The sequence below is a fragment of the Aquipseudomonas alcaligenes NBRC 14159 genome (assembly GCF_000467105.1).
GTDB classification, from domain to species: domain Bacteria; phylum Pseudomonadota; class Gammaproteobacteria; order Pseudomonadales; family Pseudomonadaceae; genus Aquipseudomonas; species Aquipseudomonas alcaligenes.
In genome coordinates, this window is the sequence record NZ_BATI01000032.1 from 67830 (window position 1) to 89117 (window position 21288).

The window sequence follows — 21288 nt, forward strand, 5'->3', positions numbered from 1 at the left end:
TCCGTGAAACGCAAAGAGCAAAACTTCAAGTCCTGGTTCAAGAGCGGTGCGCCCTGGGTGTGGATGACCGCCGGCGGCGTGTCCATCGCCGTGATCATGACCATCGGCCTGCTCGCCGTGATCGCCGTGCGCGGCCTCGGCCACTTCTGGCCGGCCGACGTGGTCGAAGCCCACTACCAGGTGCCCGGCGAAGCTGCCCGGGTGATGGCGGGCGAGCTGGTGCAGGAAGAACAGGTGCCGCGTGCGCGCCTGGCCGCTGCCGGCCTGCCGGTGGATGTGAAGGGCGGCGAGTTCATGACCCGCGAGCTGTACAAGGTCGGCAATCGTGAGGTCTACGGCGCCGACTTCAGCTGGGTGGTGGCCGAGTGGATGAGCGCGCCGCAGACCCCGGAAAACCTGGTGGTGATGGAGCGCCGCGAGTGGGGCAACTTCTATGGCTACCTGCTGAACGTCAAGCAGGATGGCCAGCTGGTCGCCGAGGGCGAAGCCGCCTGGGCCGAGCTGCAGGCGCGCATCACCCGCGTCGACGAGCTGCACGCGCAGCTGGTGCGCCTGGAGAAGAAGGACATAGGCCGTATCAACCACGGCCTGGAGCGCCTGCGCCTGGAAAGCCGCAAGCTGGAGCTCGATGGCCGTCTGGACGCCGCGGCGCAGGCCGACCTGGACGCCCGCCGTGCCGAGCTGGACGCCCAGTACAAGGGCCTCGAGAGCGAGCTGATCGACCTCAACCAGCAGCTGGCGCGCGACAGCGTGACGGTGAAGACCGTCGACGGTCGCGAGCAGGTCATCGCCCTGAGCAAGGTGGTGCGTGCCTACCAGCCGAACGCCATGGGCGTGGGCGCCAAGATCGGCTTCTACTTCGCCAAGCTGTGGGAGTTCCTCAGCGACGAACCGCGCGAGGCCAACACCGAGGGCGGCATCTTCCCGGCCATCTTCGGCACCGTGATGATGACCCTGATCATGGCCGTGATCGTCACCCCGTTCGGCGTGCTGGCGGCCATCTACCTGCGCGAGTATGCCAAGCAGGGCGTGATGACCCGCATCATCCGCATCGCCGTGAACAACCTGGCCGGCGTGCCGGCCATCGTCTACGGCGTGTTCGGCCTGGGCTTCTTCGTCTATGTGCTGGGTGGCTCGATCGACCGCCTGTTCTTCCCCGAGGCCGCACCGGCGCCGACCTTCGGCACCCCGGGCCTGCTGTGGGCCTCGCTGACCCTGGCGATCCTCGCCGTGCCGGTGGTGATCGTGGCCACCGAGGAAGGCCTGGCGCGCATCCCGCGGGCCCTGCGCGAAGGCTCCCTGGCGCTCGGTGCGACCAAGGCCGAGACCCTGTGGAAAGTGGTACTGCCGATGGCCAGCCCGGCCATGATGACCGGCCTGATCCTCGCCGTGGCCCGCGCCGCCGGCGAAGTGGCGCCGCTGATGCTGGTCGGCGTGGTCAAGCTGGCCCCGGCACTGCCGGTGAGCGGCAACTACCCGTACCTGCACCTGGACCAGAAGATCATGCACCTGGGCTTCCACATCTACGACGTCGGCTTCCAGAGCCCCAACGTCGAGGCCGCCCGCCCGCTGGTGTACGCCACCGCGTTCCTGCTGGTGCTGGTGATCGCGCTGCTCAACCTGAGCGCCGTGTTCATCCGCAACCACCTGCGCGAGAAGTACAAGGCGCTGGATCATTGATGAACAATGTCGCCGCGGCACCGGCCGCGGCGGCCTGAACGATTTGTTAGCGTAGGGAGCCTCCCATGCAGCACGAAGTACACACCCACGGTATCGACATGGCCGCCCTCGGCCGCCAGAAGCAGGGCCTCAACCTGGCCGAAGAGACGGTCGCTCTCGAGGTGCCCGGCCTCAACCTGTTCTACGGCGACAAGCAGGCGCTGTTCGACGTCTCGATGAACATCCCGAAGCAGCGCGTCACCGCCTTCATCGGCCCGTCCGGCTGCGGCAAGTCGACCCTGCTGCGCACCTTCAACCGCATGAACGACCTGGTCGACGGTTGCCGCGTGGACGGCCAGATCCTCCTCGACGGCCACGACATCTACCAGAAGGGTCTGGACGTCGCCGAGCTGCGCCGCCGCGTCGGCATGGTGTTCCAGAAGCCCAACCCCTTCCCCAAGAGCATCTACGAGAATGTGGTGTACGGCCTGCGCATTCAGGGCGTGAACCAGAAGCGCGTGCTCGACGAGACCGTCGAGTGGGCGCTGAAGAGCGCCGCCCTGTGGGACGAGGTGAAGGACCGCCTGCACGAGTCCGCCCTCGGCCTGTCCGGCGGTCAGCAGCAGCGTCTGGTGATCGCCCGCACCGTGGCGGTGCAGCCGGAAGTGCTGCTGCTCGACGAACCCTGCTCGGCACTCGACCCGATCTCCACCCTCAAGGTCGAAGAGCTGATCTACGAGCTGAAGAGCAAGTACACCATCGTCATCGTGACCCACAACATGCAGCAGGCCGCGCGGGTTTCCGACTACACCGCGTTCATGTACATGGGCAAGCTGATCGAGTTCGGCGACACCGACACCCTGTTCACCAACCCGGCCAAGAAGCAGACCGAGGATTACATCACCGGTCGCTACGGTTAATGCAGGACAGTCCCCTCTCCCCTTGGGAGAGGGTTAGGGTGAGGGTGCTTCAGGCCAGGCCGGGCTTCCTCATCCGAACACGGCCCGCCCCCTCCTCCGCTGAGAGAGGGGAGACAGAAGCACTGCCAAGGACTTCAAGATGATCAACAAAGACAGCCTCACCCATCACATCTCTCAGCAGTTCAACGCCGAGCTGGAGGAAGTGCGCAGCCACCTCCTGGCGATGGGCGGTCTGGTCGAGAAGCAGGTCAATGACGCCGTCACCGCGCTGATCGAGGCCGACTCCGGCCTGGCCCAGCAGGTGCGCGAGATCGATGACCAGATCAACCAGATGGAAACCAACATCGACGAGGAATGCCTGCGCATTCTCGCCCGCCGCCAGCCGGCCGCTTCCGACCTGCGCCTGATCATCAGCATCTCCAAGTCGGTGATCGACCTCGAGCGCATCGGTGACGAGGCGTCGAAGATCGCCAAGCGCGCCATCGAGCTGAGCGAGAACGGCGAGGCGCCGCGTGGCTATGTCGAGGTGCGTCATATCGGCGACCAGGTGCGCAAGATGGTGCAGGAGGCGCTGGACGCCTTCGCCCGCTTCGACGCCGACCTGGCCCTGTCGGTGGCGCAGTACGACAAAACCGTCGATCGGGAATACAAGACCGCCCTGCGCGAGCTGGTCACCTACATGATGGAAGACCCGCGCGCCATCGGCCGCGTGCTGTCGATCATCTGGGTGCTGCGTTCGCTGGAGCGCATCGGCGACCACGCGCGCAACATCGCCGAGCTGGTCATCTACCTGGTGCGCGGCACCGACGTCCGCCACATGGGCCTGGCGCGCATGCAGGAAGAAGTGAAGGGCGGCAAGGCCGAGTAACCGGCCCGCCGCTGCGCACGCGGCATGACCGCGTGCATGCGGTTGGCCTTGGGCCAGTATCCGCGGCTATGCTTGTCGACATCGTTGTCGGGAGTGGTCGATGAGCAAAGTCAGTGTGCTGGTGGTGGACGACGCCACTTTTATCCGTGATCTGGTGAAGAAGGGGCTGCGCGACCATTTTCCCGGCATCCAGATCGATGAAGCGGTCAACGGGCGCAAGGCCCAGCAGATGCTCGCCCGCCAGCCGGCCGACCTGATCCTGTGCGACTGGGAGATGCCGGAGATGTCCGGCCTCGAGTTGCTGTCCTGGTGTCGGGAGCATGAGACGCTGAAGACCACGCCTTTCATCATGGTGACCAGCCGTGGTGACAAGGAGAACGTGGTCCAGGCCATTCAGGCGGGGGTTTCCGATTTCATTGGCAAGCCGTTCTCCAATGAACAGCTGATCACCAAGGTGAAGAAGGCCCTGCACCGCGCCGGCAAGCTGCAGGCCCTGGTGTCCAGCGCGCCGCCGAAGATGCTCAGCACCGGCGCCTTTGCCAACGATTCGCTGGCAGCCCTGACCGGCGGCAAGGCCGAGGTGGTCAAGCCGGCCGCCAAGCCTTCTGCGGCGGCGGCCGATGCCGCTGCCGCCTTCGCCAAGCCAGCCCCGGCGGCCAAGGCCAGTACTGCGCCGAGTGGCCGTGGCCAGGGGCAGTTGCGTCTGCCCGGTGGCAGCATGGCCTGTGTGATCAAGGCGCTGAGCCTCAAGGAGGCCCTGCTGGTGGTCAAGCGCGCCGAGTTGCTGCCACAGGTGCTGGAAAGTGCGGTGCTCGACCTGGAGCAGGGCGAGGCCGCCGAAACCGCGCGCCTCAATGGCTACCTGCACGCGGTGGCCGCGCTGGAGCCCAAGCCCGACAGCGAGTGGCTGCAGCTGACCTTCAGGTTCGTCGACAAGGACCCGCAGAAGCTCGACTACCTGTCGCGCCTGATCGCCCGTGGCACCGCGCAGAAGCATTTCGTTCCGGGCGCCTAGGCCCGGCGCCATGCATAGGCAAACGGCGCCCGCGGGCGCCGTTGTTCGTTGCGCGCCGCGCTCAGCCGGCTAGCATGCGCCCGCATTCTTCCAGGTTGATGTGCCACTGCAGCGCTTCGCGCAGGATGTGCGGGGTGTGGCCGCCCTTGGCGCAGGCGCGTTCGAAGTAGTCGTTCAGCGCGCCACGGAAGTCCGGGTGCACGCAGTTGTCGATGACCGCCCGGGCCCGTTCGCGTGGGGCCAGGCCGCGCAGGTCGGCCAGGCCCTGCTCGGTGACCAGGATGTCGACGTCGTGCTCGCTGTGGTCGACGTGGCTGACCATCGGCACCACGCTGGAAATCGCCCCGCCCTTGGCAATCGACTTGGTGACGAAGATCGCCAGGTGCGCGTTGCGGACGAAGTCGCCGCTACCGCCGATGCCGTTCATCATCCTGGTGCCGCCGACGTGGGTCGAGTTGACGTTGCCGTACAGGTCGAACTCCAGCGCGGTGTTGATGCCGATGATGCCTAAGCGCCTGACGATCTCCGGGTGGTTGGAGATTTCCTGCGGGCGCAGTACCAGCTTGTCCTTGTAGCGCTCCAGGTTGCCGAATACCCGCGCGTTGCAGCGCTCCGACAGGGTGATCGAGCAGCCCGAGGCGAAGCGCATCTTGCCGGCGTCGATCAGCTCGAAGGTAGAGTCCTGCAGCACCTCGGAGTACATCTCCAGATCCTCGAACGGTGATTCCAGCAGGCCGCACATCACCGCGTTGGCGATGCTGCCGATGCCGGCCTGCAGCGGACCGAGGTTCTGCGGCAGGCGCCCGGCCTCGACTTCGCGGCCGAAGAAGGCGATCAGGTGATCGGCGATGGCCTGGGTCTCGGCATCCGGTGCGGTGACCGTGGAGTAGGAGTCGGCCTGCTCGGTGATGACGATGGCGGCGATCTTGTCCGCCGGGATCGGGATGGCGCCGCTGCCGATGCGCTGGTCGGCGCGCACCAGCGGGATCGGCGTGCGGGTCGGCCGGTAGGTCGGGATGTAGATGTCGTGCAGGCCTTCCAGGTTGGGGTTGTGCGCCAGGTTGATCTCGACGATCACGCGCTCGGCGAAGATCGCGAAGCTGGCCGAGTTGCCCACCGAGGTGGTCGGCACGATGTGGCCGTCCTCGGTGATGGCCACCGCCTCGATCACCGCGATATCGGGCTTCTTCAGCTGCAGGTTGCGGATCTGCTCGACGGTATCGGACAGGTGCTGGTCGATGAACATCACCTCGCCGGCGTTGATTGCCTTGCGCAGGGTGGCGTCGACCTGGAACGGCATGCGCCGCGCCAGCACGCCGGCCTCGGTGAGCTGCTTGTCGAGGTCGTTACCGAGGCTGGCGCCGGTCATCAGGCTGATCTGCAGCGGCTGGCGGCGGGCGCGTTCGGCCAGCGCGCGCGGCACCGCCTTGGCCTCGCCGGCGCGGGTGAAGCCGCTCATGCCGACCGTCATGCCGTCCTCGATCAGCGCGGCGGCATCGCTCGCGCTCATCACCTTGTCCAGCAGGGCGGGCAGACGGATGCGCTCGGAATACATGGGAACCTCGGCAGGCAGAAATTACGAAGGCCGGCAGTCTAGGCGCCGCGCCGGTCCGCGCCAGTTCGACCAAGGTCGGATTGAGCGCTCTGCGCCGCACCTTTCGTCGGATATCGCGGATTTTCCCCGGCGGCTCCTGCCGATTGCCGCACAGCTCGCACCAGCGAGGCTCGCGACCCGCTTTCGGCGCTGCTAGTCTTGCCAGTCCCGGATACCAATAACCATTAGATCCGCGAACTTATGCTAGGGCGTTCATTCATTTTCTGCGCATTGCTGCTGGCCGCCGGCCAGGCCAGTGCGCTGACCATCTACAAATATGTCGACCAGCACGGCACGGTGACCTATAGCGACAAGGCCGTGCCCGGTGCCCAGGTGTTCGTGTTCCGCGACCGCATGGTGGAGAAGCTCGACAACCTGGTGAAGCTGGAGACCAAGAAGCACGACGCCGGCGAGACGCTGGTGCTGCGCAACGATCTCTATGCGCCGGTGGAAGTCGAGCTGCGCCTGGAGCGCCTGGTCAACGTCGCCGGCGCCCCGGATGAGCCGATTCGCTGGGTGCTGCCGCCGCGCAGCCACATCCGCCTGACCACCCTGGCGCCGCTGGAAGCGGGCAAGCCGATGAGCTACAAGCCCCGGCTGCGCTACGCCATGGGCGACCCGCGCCTGCAGCCGCAGCTGTTCCGCTACCCGCTGCCCTGGCTGGGCGGCCCGTTCCGCCTGACTCAGGGCGCCAACGGCAAGTACAGCCACTTCACCCGCAAGGGTCGTTACGCGATGGACATCGCCATGCCCGAAGGCACGCCCATCGTTGCCTCGCGCGGTGGCATGGTGGTGAAAACCGAGAACCACCAGAGCGGGCGCGGCAACAACCCGTCCGGCAACTATGTGCGCATCCTCCACGACGACGGCACCATGGGCGTCTACCTGCACCTGATGCGCGGCTCGGTGGCGGTGCGTGAGGGTCAGCGCGTCGAGGCCGGCATGCAGATCGGCCGCTCCGGCAACACCGGCAACAGCACCGGTCCGCACCTGCACTTCGTGGTGCAGCGCAACGTCGGCCTGGCGCTGGAGTCCATCCCGTTCAACTTCGCCCAGCCGGTCGACAGCCTGCCCAACTTCGCCGTGGGCGGCGAGTAGTCCTGCCGGTCGTCGCCCCGGCGTCTGGCCCGGGCGATCTGGTCTTATGGTGACGGGACCGTCTTCCCGTCACTGCACGAGGCCGGACCATGAACAATCAGCACTGCATCTACCGTGACCACGTCATTCAGGCGGTGGTCATGGAGCATCCGGGTATCCCCACGCCCTGGGCGGCCGGCTGCCAGATCACCCTGGCGGACGGCCACAGCACCAGGCGCATCCCGCTACCGTTGCGCTTCGCCTTTCTGGCCGATCTGGAGAGCGCCCAGCGCGCCTCGCTGGCCCACGGCAAGTGGCTGGTGGATCAGCATCTGGATCATGGCCTGAGCTTGCCGGGCGCCGAGCAGGCGCGCGCGGCCTGAGTCCGGCGCGCCAGTGCTTCAGTCGAGCTTGAGCACCTTGGCCAGGACGATCTTCGGGCCTTTCATCTTCTTGATGATGATGTGCAGGCCCTCGGTCTCGAGCATCTCGTCCTCTTCCGGCACCCGGTTGAGGCTCTCGTAGACCAGCCCGGCCAGGGTCTCGGCCTCGATATGGTCGAGGTCGATGCCGAGCAGACGCTCGATCTTGAACAGCGGGGTGTCGCCGCGTACCAGCAGCTTGCCCGGCTGGTAGGCGAGCACGCCGCGCTCGGCCTTGTGGTGCTCGTCCTGGATGTCGCCGACCAGCACTTCCAGCACGTCTTCCATGGTCAGGAAGCCGACCACCTTGCCGTCGGCTTCCTCGACCAGGGCGAAATGCGCGCCGCCCTTGCGGAAGGTCTCCAGCAGCTCGGACAGCGGCATGTGCTTGGTGACCCGCTCGATCGGCCGCATCAGGTCGGCCAGGTTGAACTTGGAGGGCAGCATCTCGAACAGCGACAGCTGCAGCAGCAGGTCCTTGATGTGCAGCACGCCGACGAAGCTGCCGCTGGTCTCGTCATACACCGGGTAGCGGCTGTACTTGTGCCGGCGGAACAGGGTGAACACCTCGTCGAGCCTGGCATCCAGCGCCAGGTGCACCAGGTCCTCGCGCGAGTTGGCCCAGTCCACCACCTCCAGCTCGCCCATCTCCACGGCCGAGGCCAGCACGCGCATGTCCTGGTCGCTGGGGTCGCGGGCGCGGCTGGAGTGGAGGATCAGTTTCAGTTCGTCGCGGCTGTAGTGGTGTTCGTGATGCGGCCCCGGCTCGCCCTGGCCGGCGACACGCAGGATGGCGTTGGCGCTGGCATTGAGCAGGTAGATGGCCGGGTACATCAGCCAGTAGAAGGCGTACAGCGGCGCGGCCGTCCACAGCGACAGCAGCTCCGGCTTGCGGATCGCCCAGGATTTTGGCGCCAGCTCGCCGACCACGATGTGCAGGTAGGAGATGATGAAGAAGGCCACGAAGAAGGAAATGCCGTGGACCAGCTTCTGCGACTCGATGCCGATGGCGCTGAGCAGCGGCGTGAGCAGCTCGGCGAAGGCCGGCTCGCCAACCCAGCCGAGGCCCAGGGAGGCCAGGGTGATACCCAGCTGGCAGGCCGACAGGTAGGCATCCAGCTGGTTGTGTACGGTACGCAGGATGTGCCCGCGCCAGCCGTTCTGCTCGGCGATGGCTTCCACCTTGGTCGAGCGCAGCTTGACCATGGCGAACTCGGCGGCGACGAAGAAGCCGTTGAGCAGAACGAGGAACAGGGCGAACAGCACGAGGCCGAGATCGGCGAAGAGTGCGGAGGTGGAAAGGCTACTGGAAGGGTCCATTGGTGCTTGGGGCTGGCGAAAGATCGCTACAGGGTGGCGGCTGACGAGGGCGATTGCAAGCCGCAGCGCCGCCGCTACTCGCGACGGCTGAGCTGCTGCGCCGGGAAGTGACAGGTGAAGGTGCTGCCCTTGCCCGGCACGCTGGTGATGTCCAGCCGCGCGCGATGGCGCAGCAGCACGTGCTTGACGATGGCCAGGCCCAGGCCGGTGCCGCCGGTGTTGGAGGCGCGGCTGGAGTCGACCCGGTAGAAGCGCTCGGTCAGCCGCGGCAGGTGCTTGGCTTCGATGCCGATGCCGCTGTCGGCCACGCTGAAGTGCCCGCCCTGTTCATCGGCCCACCAGCGGATGCGGATCTCGCTCTCCTCGGGGCTGTACTTCACCGCGTTGAACACCAGGTTGGAGAAGGCGCTGCGCAGCTCGGCCTCGCTGCCCTTGAGGCGCACCTGGTGGTCCGCCTCCAGGCTGATGCGGTGGTTGCGGCTGCCGGACAGCGCCTGGGCATCGTTGCGGATGGACAGCAACAGCAGGTCCATCGCCACCGGCTGGTTGTCCGAGGGGTAGTCGGTGGCTTCCAGCTTGGCCAGCAGGAGCAGGTCATTGAGCAGGTTCTGCATGCGCGAGCCCTGCTGCTGCATCTGCTGCAAGGCGCGCAGCCAGCGCGGGTTGACCTCTTCGACGTTGTCCTGCAGGGTCTCCAGGTAGCCGGAGATCACCGTCAGCGGCGTGCGCAGTTCGTGGGAGACGTTGGCGACGAAGTCTTTGCGCATCTGCTCCAGCTGGTGCAGGCGGGTGACATCGCGGACGAACATCAGGTGCTCGTTGTTGCCGTAGCGGGTGATCTGCAGCTGCAGGCGCTGGCGGTCATTGATCGGCGAGGGAATTTCCAGCGCTTCCTGGTACTGGCCGGCCTCGAAATACTCCTTGAAGCGCGGATGGCGCACCAGGTTGGTGATGGCCTGGCCGCTGTCCTGCGGGGTCTTCAGGCCCAGCAGCTGTTCGGCGGCGCGGTTCCACCATTCCAGGTTGCCCTCGCTGTCGAGCATGATCACCGCGTCGCGCAGGGCGGCGGTGGACTCCTGCACGCGGTCGATCACCGCCTGCAGGCGGCCGCGCACGCGCTGGTCGCGGCGCTGCAGGTGGTAGATGCTGTCGAACACCTCGCCCCACAGGCCGTAGCCCTCGGGCGGTGCGTCGTCCGGCTGGCGCTCGCGCAGCCAGGCGTGCAGGCGCAGCAGCTGCTTGAGGTGCCACAGCAGGTAGGCGCCGAGGCCGATGGCCAGGGCCCAGGCGTACTGGCCCGTGATCAGGCCGATCAGGCCGCAGGCGGCCATCAGCAACAGCAGGCGGCGCGCCAGGGCGCCGCGCCAGTTTTGGTTCACCTAGCGCTTCCTTACGACTGTTCAGCTCTTGGTGGAGAAACGATACCCGGTGCCGCGCACCGTCTGCACCAGATTCTCGTAGGCCTCACCGAGGGCCTTGCGCAGGCGGCGGATATGCACGTCGACGGTGCGTTCCTCGACGTAGACGTTGCCGCCCCAGACCTGGTCGAGCAGCTGGCCGCGGGTATAGGCGCGTTCCTGGTGGGTCATGAAGAACTGCAGCAGGCGGTATTCGGTGGGGCCCATCTCGGCCGGCTTGCCGTCGATGGTGACGCGGTGGCTGATCGGGTCGAGCAGCAGGCCGCCGACTTCGATCGGCGTTTCGCCATCGCTCGGCGCGGTGCGCCGCAGCACGGCCTTGAGGCGGGCGACCAGCTCGCGCGGCGAGAAGGGCTTGGTGATGTAGTCGTCGGCGCCGACTTCCAGGCCCTGGATCTTGTTGTCCTCTTCGCCCTTGGCGGTGAGCATGATGATCGGGATGTCGTCGGTCAGCTCGTCGCGCTTGAGGCGGCGCGCCAGCTCGATGCCGCTGGTGCCCGGCAGCATCCAGTCGAGCAGGATCAGGTCCGGCTTGCGGTCGACGATCAGCGCGTGGGCCTGCTGGGTATTCTCCGCCTCCAGGCAGTCGTAGCCAGCCATCTCCAGGGCCACCGCGATCATCTCGCGGATCGGGGCTTCGTCGTCAACGATGAGGATGTTCTTGCCAACCATGGATCGAGCCTCGGGTCGTCTTGTCTGTGCGCCGCATTAGATAACGGAATTATTGCAGCGATATGACAGCTCTGCGCCGGGCTTTTTCAGCGCAGCGCGTAGTCGACGACGATGCCCAGCAGGATCGCCAGCCCCGCCCAGTGGTTGTGCAGGAAGGCGGCGAAGCAGGCCTGCGGTTCGCGCCCGCGGGTGCTCCAGAACTCCCAGGCGAAGCAGGCGGCGGCGCCGAGCAGGCCGAGCAGGAACCAGATGCCCAGGCTGAAGCGCGCGCCGGCCATGGCCAGGCACAGCAGGGCCAGGCCCTGCAGGGTGAGGATGATCAGGCGGTCGGCCTCGCCGAACAGGATGGCAGTGGATTTCACGCCGATCTTCAGGTCGTCCTCGCGGTCGGTCATCGCGTAGTAGGTGTCGTAGGCCACCGTCCACAGCAGGTTGGCGATGTACAGCAGCCAGGCTTCCGGCGGCGGCAGCTCACCGGTCACCGCGCTGAAGGCCATCGGCATGCCCCAGCTGAAGGCCGCACCCAGCACCACCTGCGGGTAGTAGGTGTAGCGCTTCATGAAGGGATAGCAGGCGGCCAGGGCCAGACCGCCGAACGACAGCAGGATGGTGGTCAGGTTGGTGAACAGCACCAGCACGAAGCTCAGCGCCACCAGCACGGCGAACAGGATCAGCGCCTCGCGCGGCGTGACCCGTCCATCGGCCAGCGGGCGTGCCCTGGTACGCGCCACATGGCCGTCGAAGTGACGGTCGGCGTAGTCATTGATCACGCAGCCGGCGGCGCGCATGAACAGCGTGCCGAGGACGAAGATCAGCAGCCACTTGAAGTCCGGCACGCCCTTGCTCGCCACCCACAGGGCCCAGAGGGTCGGCCACAGCAGCAGGTAGATGCCGATCGGCTTCTCCAGGCGCATCAGCTGGACGAAGTCCCAGGTGCGCGGGTGAACGCGGTTGAGGGCAAGCAGGAAGGATTGGTACATCGGCGGGTCTCCGTTCCGGGTGCGCCGATTATACGAGCCTGCGCAGAGCAAGGGCGGCGCTAGTTCGCGGCGGCGTGATCCCAGAAGGCCGGCAGGAACACTTCGGCCACCAGCACGCCGAGACCGTCGCGTCGGAAGCACGAACGGCGCCCCCACAGCTGCTCGGCACGCACCGTGTCCGGCAGCCAGGCCGCCGGGTAGCGGCACGCCTGCAGTTCGCCGCGGACGAAGGCGCGGTCACTGAACAGCAGTTCGCCGAGCGAGCGGCTACCCAGCTTGCCCAGCTCGAAGCCGGAGCCCTCCAGGGCCCGGCGAGCGGCCACGCTGCGGGCGAATACCCAGGGTTGCCCGGCACCCAGCAGGAACACCTCGCGCACCCAGCCCAGGCTGCCGGCCGGCACCTGCAGGGCGGCGCATTCGTCGGCGCGCAGCACCTGCCAGCCCTGTTGCAGTGGCTGCACGGCGAAGCGCTCGGCGCTGAGGGTGGTGAGGCGGCGGGTCAGCGAGCCCTGGTCGAACAGCCAGTCGCGCAGCAGGGGCGCGGGAGCCGGATGCAGCTGGGCGGCGCTGAGCCAGCGCGGCGGATGGGCGAGGACGGAGGAGGGCACGACGACGGCTTCGGCGATCTGGGACGGCGGCGAGCTTAGCACGACGAAGGGCCGCCCCGGAGACTTGCGCGGCGACGTCCATGTCAGTACAAAGCCTGCTGATTTCCGATGGTTCGCCATCCCCGGTGGCCACCCCGAGAGGGCCGTCGCCCAAGGCGACGTTAGAAACGCTTCCGGCGAATTTTTAACCAGGGCAGCGTCCGCCAGAGACGGCCCACGATGAGGTAGAGCATGAAGAAGTGGCAATGTGTGGTCTGTGGCCTGATCTATGACGAGAGCCAGGGCTGGCCCGACGACGGCATCGCCCCTGGCACCCGTTGGGAAGACGTGCCGGCCGACTGGCTGTGCCCGGATTGCGGCGTGGGCAAAGCCGACTTCGAGATGATCGAGATCGGTTGATCCGCTCTAGCACGGTATATCGCAACGGCGGCCTGAGGGCCGCCGTTTGCTTTTCCGAGGGGATGAATCGGGCCATTGCCGTGCTTCTGGCGGAAATGACAGCTGTTCTGTCGCTATCGTCGTGCTATCGGCAGTGCAAACCGCCCGGCAACACTGGCGCCATCCCGGATGGCATGCCATTCTCCCAGAGGTCTGCCGCAGCGCAGAGCCGTTGCGGCGCCTTTGGCGCTGTTCCGGACGGACAGCACGGACACAACAACAACAAACCGTCAAAGAGGCATCTATGCGCAAACCTGAACTCGCCGCGGCTATCGCCGAAAAGGCTGATCTGACCAAAGACCAGGCCAACCGCGTACTCAACGCCGTGCTTGAAGAGATCACCAGCGCGCTGAACCGCAAGGACAGCGTCACCCTGGTCGGTTTCGGTACTTTCCTGCAGCGTCACCGCGGTGCCCGCACCGGCAAAAACCCGCAGACCGGTGCCCCGGTCAAGATCAAGGCCAGCAACACCGTGGCCTTCAAGCCGGGCAAGTCCCTGCGCGATGCGGTGAATTAAATAGAGATTATCTCATTTTCTGTGGATAACTCTCTGTAAGCCCCGCTAGTCGGGGCTTTTCATTTTATGCATTCTCTACAGCGGCTTGAAACGTGTTTCATTTTTTTCATCTCGGAAAAAATGATCGTATAGCTGTTAATTCGTTTCATTATTGACTCCTCATCTAGCTGCCTCTAGGCTGCCGCGCTCGTTCTTGTGCGGTGTGTCATTTGAAGCCCTCTCGATATTCATTAGTCCAAGTTGAGTTCACTAAGTTAGGTGGGCTCAAACTCCAGCTCGTGGCTGAAAACGATCAAATTGATCTATTTGCCGGAGCATATGCACTACAACGATTCGATAATGGTGCGAAACCTAACACAATAAGGGTGGACCAGAATTCAATTCTGGCCCTGTATAGGTTCTGCGAGAGCAAGAATATTAATTTGATTCAGCGGATAGTGGATCTTGTGCCGTTCACTATCGGTGAGATTGAGTCATTCTCCTCATATTGTGGATACGGCCTACAATCCGGGGAGCGAGTGGGCGAGAACTGGTATAGCGCTAGAATGCGGGGAGCAAGAAAATTTTTAGAATACCTTTGGCTCTTTTACGAGGGGCAGTATTCGCGAAATATACAGCAGCTAAAGGCAGCAAAGCGTTTATATGAACGAATGGACGCAGGATTTAAGCTGTACCTTAAGTCTCCTTACAAGGGCGACAGGAAAGACAAGATTGGCCTTACTCCTGAGCTGCAGGTGAAGTTCATAACTATCATCGACCCTGATTATAGTAATAAGAGTAATCCTTGGAAGTCGTCAAAGGTGAAGTGGCGGAACTATATATTTCTGCTGCTTCTGATGCTTGCGGGGAATAGAAAGGGTGAGACGCTACTATTAAAGCTGAACGATTTTCAGCTTACGGGTAGGAGGAAGTATTTCGATATATTGAAGAACACTGATGTAATCAACTATCCGCGCGCAGAGTCTCCGTCCGTAAAAACCTATGGTCGGCAAGTTGAGTTACACGATGATTTCGCATCCCTGATTGAGCATTACATAGTCCATGTAAGAAAAGAGTTCGAAGGCTGGCAGAGATCTAGCTATTTATTTCTTTCATGCCGTGATGGAAATCCATTGTCGGTCCAAACGCCAAACTCGATATTGAATGAACTTATCCTGCGGCACCCTGAGTTTTCTGGATTGTTAAGCCCCCACCGCCTACGTAACACATTTCATGATCTTCTGAATCAAGCGCTGGATAAGAAATTCAAAGGAGCTAGTGGATTAAGCCGCAAGATAATGAAGGCGCCTATTCAGGAGGCAGCGGGAGGCTGGGCTAGAAACAGTGATATGCCTGACCGTTATTCTAGAGGGTCAATACAAGCCAAAGTTGCAGGCCTGCAAGTTCTTCTACAGGAGGAGATACTTCGTTCGCAGGAAAATAAGCAATGATTTCAGCTAAGGATGTACGCCTTTCACCTACTGCTGAAATTATTTCAGATATCCAAGAGAATGAGAGATTCGTAAGCAGTCGTCTAGGTTACCGAGTTGAGCTACTTGATTCTAAGGGTGACTTTCGAAACGTAATAATAGTTCCCGATGATACTAGTGAGTTCACATATCTCAGGTCTGAGTATATAAATTATCTGGATTATGACTTAAAGGGAATCGTTGCAAGCTATTTGCGATATATTTTAGAGCGGAATCTTTCTTCAACTGTCCGGCATAAATTCAAATTCATCGACAGGCTTGCTAAAGAGTTGACTAGAGGGACTAGTCTAAATGACTTCCTTGATGAGGTTTCTGCGTTAAACGGAAGACATAGGCAGCAGTTTATTTCGACTTGCAAAGAATTCTTGCGGTTCGCTCTCTTGCATGAATATGAATGGTTGTGTCTAGATAAGTACGAAGATTTTATGAGGCTTCGTGACTACTCGGGAAGAAAAAATTCGTATTTGTCTCTCTTTATGATGGATGAGGAAAGAGGTCCATTTAGCAAAGAAGAGATCACCATACTATCTGCTCAAGTAGACAACGAATCGCTCCCGCTAGCTTTTCGTCTGATCTTGGACCTCTGTTTGTGTTTCGGCTTGAGGCCTATTCAGCTTTCTATGCTGAAGCGAAAAGACTTCATCAAAGACGTTGTAACTGGCGTTCGATACTTGAACGTTCCGCGTGTGAAACAGCGATCTGCTAAAAGAAGAAGTAAGTTCAGCTCCAGGCTTCTCTCAGAAAGAACAGCCAATCTACTAGAATTTTATATTAATTCTTCCGATACCCCGATTGGTTTCGATCCTGGGGAGTTACCCATATTTATTTCGCCTAAGGCTATAGATCTAGAGGCCGACGGTAATTCCCGAGGGAGTCACTATTGGGAAGATGACGAGAGAATTTCGAGTGATTATTTCGCGGATGAAGCGAAGATGTCCGTGCAGTATCATAAATCTTCATGCCGAATTAATTATATGCTTTGGGGTAATGAGCATAGACTGCCTCTGTCGCCTAGAACCGGTAAGAGATTCAACTTGTGTGCTTATAGATTTCGATACACGGTAGGGACCCAGGCTGTTATGTCTGGTTGCACCCCTGAAGAAGTAGCTGATCTTTTGGATCATGAAGGCACAAGTAGTATTAAGCATTATTTTCGCTTTACTCACGAAATGTGGGAAATTCTTGAGGCTGCGACGCTGAACCGCATTGAGCAGAAACACTTTACGGCTGCATGGATGAAGGAAGGTGAGCTCAAGGGTAATGTATATAGCCAGGTTTGTGAGCCCAGAAATTTCAATGTTATTGGGAAGTGTGCATCAAAGTCGATTTGCTTTGAGGAGCCAGCCATTACTTGCTACTCCTGCAGTAGATTTTGTCCGAACAAAAGTACTGTAGCGCATGAGGCCGCATTGGAGGGACTAATAGAGAGAAAGGAACAATTACTTATGATTAGTACAGCCAATGTCGTGTCAGTAATTGACCAGGCAATTGCCGGTTGTCATGCCGCCATAGCGTATTCAGAAGGCAATGAAGTTTTGCTGATTAATTCTAAGGAATTCTAATGCAGGTTAAAGTGGTTAGAGATATCCTGCATGAAGAGTTGCTGCTAAAGCTAAAGAAACTTGCAAGCAGTGCTGAGGTGCAATTTTCAAAGCTTGTTGTCTTTAAAGGCTCTACCTGGCAGGAGGATGTTTGGAGATATAAGGGGCGGGAAAAATTAAACTTATTTGCTAGAGGCTCATGCAGCCAAGAGCTGACGCTATTGAATAAGGTCTTTATTGTAAATTATTTATGGGAAAGACGAGCCTCAAGCAAGCAAGTTTCTTTCTCGCGCGTGCGCGATTTGATTTCACCCATTAAAAATTTCGTATCGCAAGGCTCCACTTCCCTGGTAGACCTAGATCAGGACTATTACTTTCGCACCTTTGGCTTTTTGCAGTCGAGGTACAAATATCCCGCAGGTCCTTGTAGAGCGATTAACTACTTTGTTCGTTTCTTATTCGACTCCGGGTTGGCACCGCAGAACTTCGATCTGATTGGTGCACACGACCTTGAGGAGAGAGATAAATATGGCCGCTTGGAGGCTGGTGACAAACTGCCCCTTCCAGAGCTTATTAAGGCAATAATCGCGTTAAAATGGGCTATCAAGACGCAGTGGGATGGGAGCCTTAGAGCGCAAATTGATTATCTTGCAGTTTTAACTCAGGTCTTTCAGTTTGGATTGGGTCTGAGAATAGGTGAAATTCTTCGTCTCCCCAAAAATTGTTTGGTTGAGATAGGCGGAGAAATGTATTGCCGGGTCTGGACCGAAAAAGGGTCTGAGCCCATTGCTAGATATGTCCCTACCATGTGGCGGTCTGCATTCAGCGATGCGGTTGATAGCATCAATAATATTTGCCAGCCCTACAGAGCTCGGGCTTTGAGCATTGAGAACGGCTCCTTTGCTGACGAGTTGAAAGAGCGATTCCACGCAAGAGCAAATAAAATTGAGTCCGAAGTGCAGAACGCTCTCGAGAGGTTGCACTGCAAGGTCCGCTCGAATGTCGCCGACACAAAATCTCGTCTGCATCTTTTGAAAAGCGTTTCAGACGATGAAATGATTGAGCTGAAGAATCTTGCTGAATATCTACCAGTTGCTTCGAGTTCTACGTCTGCTGCTTCGCTTCTGAAATTCTATAGAGCCAATGGCTTCAATTTGATTTCTAAGCCATTAGGCAAGAAAAAATGCGCTCACTATGTGCAAGGTAGGGATCTTAAGAAGCGCATCAAAGAGCTTGTCGAGTTAAGGCGCGGCTTTTTGCTTTACGATGAGGTTTTCGAAATCCTCCATGGCCGTCAGCCGGCTAAGAACGGGTCTAAAGATCGTTTCGCATTCAAAGATAAATTGAAACTCTGGATCATGTCATCCTTTGAATGTTTTGCATTCACCGGGGAGCCCTCTTTACACGGGCGTCGAACTGTCTATCTAAGTCGCGCGGACGCCCTACTTGCAGTGCGTACGGTTGTGGGTGGCGGATATGATAAAGCCAAGTACATTCCTGTGCTTGATGCTGAGCAGTTATTCCCTGAGTTTTTTAACCAGAAGACACTGACCTCAGTGGCACTCGATTCAGAGAGAAGCTTTTACTCATTTTTAAAGCTTTCTAGTGCGCGAAAAAATTTCTATAGACCATCACCTCTGCCATCAGAGCTTAGATATCGTGCTGCGTATGGCTTTCTAATTGATCAAAGCAGTATTATTGATGCTGTGGAGAGCTCTTTTGTTTCAATTAACTCTAGAGTTTCTGCGGCGCTAGTTGAGGATATTAAGGAAGAATTCTTGGCGGATGGGATGCAAATAAGCTCTGCATCCTTTGGAATAAATCAGCAGGTATCTGATTACCTGTTCTTGGTTCCGGCCTCTCTGGGTGGCGTGTATAATGAATACTTACCTTCCATCTTTGATTATCATGCTGTACTGCATGTAATAAAGCCGACCAATATTGCCCGCTCGGCGTTCTTCCGCTATGGCATTGCTGCAGATGAGAAGCTGATTAAGTCTTTTCAAAGCCACAAGGGAAGGCATTGGCAAACCAATTCTCTTTTTCGCGCGGGCTTAGCTGCAAGTATCGTGAATAAATGGATGGGTAGAACTGACAGTCAAGGCGATCATTATGATCATCAGACTCCACGAGAGCGGGCCGCTAAAGTAAGTGAATTGATGCTCTCTGAGCAGTCTAGGTTCATTGGTGAGCTAGCCAATAAGGTCAAGTCTTGGTCTGGGACTAATGTTTCAGATGAGCATATCCAAGGCTACCTCAACAACACTCTGCAAACTGTTCATTATGGCCCCCTCGGTCATTGTTTTCGCGACATCAACCTCAAGCCCTGTGAGTTTCACCTAAAATGCTTAACCGGAAATGCTGGGAAAGGTTGTCGGGAATTTGTAGTGGATATGTCTGATCCAATACAAGTAAAGCAGATCGAGGCGGAGCGCAGTCGCGCAGAGAATGAGCTTTCCAGGTTATTCGAAGCAATTAATAGGCCGGACGTTCCGGTTGAGTCTGTTGAGATGCATATTGAGCATCAAATGACGGTTTTCAGAAATGCAAGTTACATACTGGATCGTTCTGATATTGTTCTCACTCAGGAGCAGGTTGAACAAAGTCAAGACTATCAACCATTTGTTCATGAGGGTTCTATCCCGAGTGACTGTGTCTTTCAGTGCGGGGCGACTTGATAGTGACTATATCTGCTAATCAATGGGATGTTGCTTTCTCTACTCTCCAGCAGTTTGAGAGGCAATTGATTTCACCAGAGCTCTTCTGCTGGAATTACATGGTGGAGAAATGCGGTATATCCAAGCCTACTCTCTGGCGAAACAAGGATTTTGTCCGCGAGTTTCAGCGTGTTAAAAGCCTGACAAAGAACTACGCAGGAGGAGAGCAGTACTTTGATCAGGTAGTTTCTTTGGAAACTGCCAGGATCCGCGAATACGACCAACAGATCGTTAAGCTGAAGGCGCAGGTCGAAGAATTAACCCGGCAGCTGAGCAGGGAGCGGGAAAGAGTGCTCTACGCCTCGATGATTGCTAGGAGAAAGAATATCGACCCTGCTGAGTTCTTGGAGGAGACCCCGCTGTTCAGGAAAGCAGGCAAAGCAGCCAAGGTGATCAAGCTTCCATCAAAGGAAACCTAATAGGCTCACTGTAGGGCGTTAGGTGGTGAGTCAGAAGACTGCGGGAAGTAGTGCCGCTGGCTCGCACTGAAGTATTTCTGCAATTTTGTACAGCTTTTCAACAGTGAGGTTTACCTCGCCTCGCTCGATACGTCCCATGTAGCTCCGATCAATTTTGCATGCCAACGCTAGGGCATCCTGTGGAATGCCCTTGGCTTTCCTATGTGCTCGGATTGACTTGCCCAATGCGATCGCAAGCTGACCCATGGCCGCCTCGGCTCTTGTGAGCCGGCACTATCCTGTGTTTGCGGACTATTCGGCCACGGACTATAATCCGTATTTTCGGCTGTTCCGCGCGACCCGTTCCAGGTACCCGCATGAAATCGGATTCATTCACTTTCGATAGTCGGCTGTACCAGCTGCTGCAGCAGGATAGGTTCGCGAAATTTACGACTCGTGATCTGCGTGACGCCTACGCCCAGTGCTTAGGCAGCGTGAGCTTTGACATCACGGAAGTTCGTTATTACGTGTATGAGCAGATTCGACGGATGCTGCGCGTGGGCTGGGTTACCTACGACGAAGTGCGACGAAAGCGCGGTCAGGTCTACCATCTAGGACCAATCCCTTCAGGTCTTGATCTTGAGCTTGTGGATGGCAGATTCACTTCGACTTCTCCTCCACTGCTGGAGTTACCACAGGTTGGGAGTTCAGCTTCGGTGTCCCCTTCCGTCACGGAGGCAGACGTACTAGAGCATTTGGAATCACTGCAGAAGGAAATTCGCCTCGACTTTCTGACGTCGATGGGCGAAACGGAGCGGTACAAGCAACTCCTTGATGACATGCCCCACCTAAAGCCTAGGGTTGAAGTGGAATATTTCGACGCGCGAGATCGAAGCTCTCGGCTTCTTGGGCACCTTCGAGCGGTCGAGAAAACTCTAAAGACCTTCGCACCCAAAGCATGAAGTCGACGCTAAGAGAATGGCAGCGTCGATGCATTGATGCTGCCCTAGAACGGTACGCTGTTGCGCCGCACTTCTTCTGTCAGGCTACGCCTGGGGCTGGAAAGACTTGGATGGCTGCAGAGCTTGCCAATCGCTTGCTCCAGCTGGACAAGATCGATCTTGTGCTCTGTTTCGCACCCTCGTGCCAAGTCGTCGAAGGTTTCCGATCTACCTTTTCCAAGGTCTTGGGTAGGCGCCTTGATGGTCTCATTGGTGCTGTGGGAGCTGCTTGTACCTATCAGGCAATGGACTACCAGGATGAAGCTTTCTGGGCGCTCCTAGAAAACTATCGAGTGTTGGCTATTTTCGATGAGATTCATCATTGCGCCGGTCATGATCTCCTTCTGAGCAATGCTTGGGGCCAGCAAATCATCCAGAACGTCCAGGATCAGGCAGCCTTCACCTTGGCGCTCTCAGGGACGCCTTGGCGTTCCGATGATAAGGGCATTGCACTGGCTCGCTATTCGACAGCAGAAGGTCGATTAGTCTGCGACTACCGCTACGGGCTCCGCGAGGCCATTTCAGATAATGTTTGTCGCGCCCCTCGCATCGTGCTGCTGGACAATCACTCTGTGAAGCTGACGGAGGAGTCCAGTGGTGACAACCCAGTACGACTTTTCCCTAGTTTTAATCAGTTGCTCTGTGAGTCTGCGG

The 21288-nt window shown here is 59.2% G+C and carries 21 protein-coding genes; 14 read left to right on the forward strand and 7 right to left on the reverse strand.

From position 1 onward, the window contains the following. The first annotated feature begins 63 nt into the window (after nt 1-63). From pstA to PA6_RS16770, 4 genes are all read left to right on the forward strand, one after another. Complete coding sequence (pstA, locus tag PA6_RS16755) at nt 64-1680, forward strand: phosphate ABC transporter permease PstA (protein WP_052520182.1); 1617 nt, start codon at nt 64-66, stop codon at nt 1678-1680. Between the two features lie 65 nt (nt 1681-1745). Continuing rightward, on the forward strand, nt 1746-2579 hold the full coding sequence (gene pstB / locus PA6_RS16760; RefSeq protein ID WP_021702140.1) for a phosphate ABC transporter ATP-binding protein PstB: 834 nt from the start codon (nt 1746-1748) through the stop codon (nt 2577-2579). A 139-nt stretch (nt 2580-2718) separates the two neighbouring features. After that, entirely contained in the window at nt 2719-3447 is a 729-nt protein-coding gene (gene phoU, locus PA6_RS16765) for a phosphate signaling complex protein PhoU (RefSeq protein ID WP_021702141.1), read from the forward strand. Between the two features lie 100 nt (nt 3448-3547). Further along, nucleotides 3548-4462: a response regulator gene (locus PA6_RS16770; RefSeq protein WP_021702142.1), complete on the forward strand. Its 915-nt coding sequence runs from the start codon at nt 3548-3550 to the stop codon at nt 4460-4462. A 61-nt stretch (nt 4463-4523) separates the two neighbouring features. Here the strand turns inward: PA6_RS16770 and PA6_RS16775 are convergent, their stop codons facing one another. Then, the gene (locus PA6_RS16775; RefSeq protein WP_021702143.1) at nt 4524-6017 is read right to left on the reverse strand and encodes an acetyl-CoA hydrolase/transferase family protein; all 1494 of its coding nucleotides are present in this window, start codon (nt 6015-6017) and stop codon (nt 4524-4526) included. A gap of 240 nt (nt 6018-6257) precedes the next feature. On the opposite strand from PA6_RS16775, the gene PA6_RS16780 reads away from it, so the two are divergent. Both PA6_RS16780 and PA6_RS16785 read left to right on the forward strand, forming a co-directional pair. Further along, entirely contained in the window at nt 6258-7154 is an 897-nt protein-coding gene (locus PA6_RS16780) for a peptidoglycan DD-metalloendopeptidase family protein (RefSeq protein ID WP_021702144.1), read from the forward strand. Between the two features lie 89 nt (nt 7155-7243). Further along, nucleotides 7244-7516, forward strand: coding sequence for a hypothetical protein (locus PA6_RS16785; protein WP_021702145.1), 273 nt, complete (start codon nt 7244-7246; stop codon nt 7514-7516). Between the two features lie 18 nt (nt 7517-7534). Here the strand turns inward: PA6_RS16785 and PA6_RS16790 are convergent, their stop codons facing one another. The 5 genes from PA6_RS16790 to PA6_RS16810 all read right to left on the reverse strand — a co-directional run bounded on the left by PA6_RS16790 (nt 7535) and on the right by PA6_RS16810 (nt 12553). Further along, nucleotides 7535-8875 (reverse strand): hemolysin family protein, encoded by a 1341-nt coding sequence (locus PA6_RS16790; RefSeq protein ID WP_021702146.1) that lies wholly within the window; start codon nt 8873-8875, stop codon nt 7535-7537. A gap of 74 nt (nt 8876-8949) precedes the next feature. Continuing rightward, the gene (gene phoR / locus PA6_RS16795; RefSeq protein ID WP_021702147.1) at nt 8950-10254 is read right to left on the reverse strand and encodes a phosphate regulon sensor histidine kinase PhoR; all 1305 of its coding nucleotides are present in this window, start codon (nt 10252-10254) and stop codon (nt 8950-8952) included. Between the two features lie 21 nt (nt 10255-10275). Beyond that, nucleotides 10276-10965 carry a phosphate regulon transcriptional regulator PhoB gene (phoB, locus tag PA6_RS16800; protein ID WP_021702148.1) on the reverse strand — a complete coding sequence of 230 codons (690 nt, stop codon included), beginning with the start codon at nt 10963-10965 and terminating at the stop codon, nt 10276-10278. 86 nt (nt 10966-11051) lie between these two features. Further along, entirely contained in the window at nt 11052-11945 is an 894-nt protein-coding gene (ubiA, locus tag PA6_RS16805) for a 4-hydroxybenzoate octaprenyltransferase (RefSeq protein ID WP_021702149.1), read from the reverse strand. A gap of 59 nt (nt 11946-12004) precedes the next feature. Continuing rightward, the gene (locus PA6_RS16810) at nt 12005-12553 is read right to left on the reverse strand and encodes a chorismate--pyruvate lyase family protein (protein ID WP_043216851.1); all 549 of its coding nucleotides are present in this window, start codon (nt 12551-12553) and stop codon (nt 12005-12007) included. Between the two features lie 231 nt (nt 12554-12784). Here PA6_RS16810 and PA6_RS16815 point away from each other — a divergent pair, with 231 nt between their 5' ends. From PA6_RS16815 to PA6_RS16835, 6 genes are all read left to right on the forward strand, one after another. Further along, nucleotides 12785-12952 carry a rubredoxin gene (locus tag PA6_RS16815; protein ID WP_021702151.1) on the forward strand — a complete coding sequence of 56 codons (168 nt, stop codon included), beginning with the start codon at nt 12785-12787 and terminating at the stop codon, nt 12950-12952. 283 nt (nt 12953-13235) lie between these two features. Next, complete coding sequence (locus PA6_RS16820) at nt 13236-13508, forward strand: HU family DNA-binding protein (protein ID WP_021702152.1); 273 nt, start codon at nt 13236-13238, stop codon at nt 13506-13508. 278 nt (nt 13509-13786) lie between these two features. Then, complete coding sequence (locus tag PA6_RS22880; RefSeq protein ID WP_143481290.1) at nt 13787-14938, forward strand: tyrosine-type recombinase/integrase; 1152 nt, start codon at nt 13787-13789, stop codon at nt 14936-14938. Continuing rightward, entirely contained in the window at nt 14935-16539 is a 1605-nt protein-coding gene (locus PA6_RS23445; protein WP_021702154.1) for a hypothetical protein, read from the forward strand. The genes PA6_RS22880 and PA6_RS23445 overlap by 4 nt, the downstream gene beginning before the upstream one ends. Next, nucleotides 16539-19196, forward strand: coding sequence for a hypothetical protein (locus PA6_RS23450; RefSeq protein WP_021702155.1), 2658 nt, complete (start codon nt 16539-16541; stop codon nt 19194-19196). Before PA6_RS23445 ends, PA6_RS23450 begins: the two co-directional genes overlap by 1 nt. Before the next feature lie 98 nt (nt 19197-19294). Beyond that, nucleotides 19295-19654, forward strand: coding sequence for a hypothetical protein (locus tag PA6_RS16835; RefSeq protein WP_021218871.1), 360 nt, complete (start codon nt 19295-19297; stop codon nt 19652-19654). A gap of 30 nt (nt 19655-19684) precedes the next feature. Here the strand turns inward: PA6_RS16835 and PA6_RS22885 are convergent, their stop codons facing one another. Beyond that, a complete protein-coding gene (locus PA6_RS22885) occupies nt 19685-19900 on the reverse strand; it encodes a helix-turn-helix domain-containing protein (RefSeq protein WP_021702156.1) in 216 nt (71 codons plus the stop codon). Between the two features lie 110 nt (nt 19901-20010). Here PA6_RS22885 and PA6_RS16840 point away from each other — a divergent pair, with 110 nt between their 5' ends. Next, nucleotides 20011-20595, forward strand: a complete 585-nt coding sequence (locus PA6_RS16840; protein ID WP_021218872.1) for a hypothetical protein — start codon at nt 20011-20013, stop codon at nt 20593-20595. After that, nucleotides 20592-21288, forward strand: a 697-nt coding sequence (locus PA6_RS16845; protein ID WP_043216856.1) for a DEAD/DEAH box helicase, incomplete at its 3' end; no start/stop codon positions are given. The genes PA6_RS16840 and PA6_RS16845, both read left to right, overlap by 4 nt.

Excerpts from the sequence above, each read along its gene's own strand:
- phoU (WP_021702141.1), top strand. The coding sequence starts at position 2,719 with ATGATCAACAAAGACAGCCTCACCCATCACATCTCTCAGCAGTTCAAC.
- PA6_RS16780 (WP_021702144.1), top strand. The coding sequence starts at position 6,258 with ATGCTAGGGCGTTCATTCATTTTCTGCGCATTGCTGCTGGCCGCCGGC.
- PA6_RS22885 (WP_021702156.1), bottom strand. The coding sequence starts at position 19,900 with ATGGGTCAGCTTGCGATCGCATTGGGCAAGTCAATCCGAGCACATAGG.
- PA6_RS16775 (WP_021702143.1), bottom strand. The coding sequence starts at position 6,017 with ATGTATTCCGAGCGCATCCGTCTGCCCGCCCTGCTGGACAAGGTGATG.
- phoB (WP_021702148.1), bottom strand. The coding sequence starts at position 10,965 with ATGGTTGGCAAGAACATCCTCATCGTTGACGACGAAGCCCCGATCCGC.
- PA6_RS16835 (WP_021218871.1), top strand. The coding sequence starts at position 19,295 with ATGGTGGAGAAATGCGGTATATCCAAGCCTACTCTCTGGCGAAACAAG.
- pstB (WP_021702140.1), top strand. The coding sequence starts at position 1,746 with ATGCAGCACGAAGTACACACCCACGGTATCGACATGGCCGCCCTCGGC.
- ubiA (WP_021702149.1), bottom strand. The coding sequence starts at position 11,945 with ATGTACCAATCCTTCCTGCTTGCCCTCAACCGCGTTCACCCGCGCACC.
- PA6_RS16820 (WP_021702152.1), top strand. The coding sequence starts at position 13,236 with ATGCGCAAACCTGAACTCGCCGCGGCTATCGCCGAAAAGGCTGATCTG.
- PA6_RS16840 (WP_021218872.1), top strand. The coding sequence starts at position 20,011 with ATGAAATCGGATTCATTCACTTTCGATAGTCGGCTGTACCAGCTGCTG.
- PA6_RS23450 (WP_021702155.1), top strand. The coding sequence starts at position 16,539 with ATGCAGGTTAAAGTGGTTAGAGATATCCTGCATGAAGAGTTGCTGCTA.
- PA6_RS23445 (WP_021702154.1), top strand. The coding sequence starts at position 14,935 with ATGATTTCAGCTAAGGATGTACGCCTTTCACCTACTGCTGAAATTATT.
- PA6_RS16790 (WP_021702146.1), bottom strand. The coding sequence starts at position 8,875 with ATGGACCCTTCCAGTAGCCTTTCCACCTCCGCACTCTTCGCCGATCTC.
- PA6_RS16815 (WP_021702151.1), top strand. The coding sequence starts at position 12,785 with ATGAAGAAGTGGCAATGTGTGGTCTGTGGCCTGATCTATGACGAGAGC.
- PA6_RS16770 (WP_021702142.1), top strand. The coding sequence starts at position 3,548 with ATGAGCAAAGTCAGTGTGCTGGTGGTGGACGACGCCACTTTTATCCGT.
- PA6_RS16785 (WP_021702145.1), top strand. The coding sequence starts at position 7,244 with ATGAACAATCAGCACTGCATCTACCGTGACCACGTCATTCAGGCGGTG.
- pstA (WP_052520182.1), top strand. The coding sequence starts at position 64 with ATGACCGCCGGCGGCGTGTCCATCGCCGTGATCATGACCATCGGCCTG.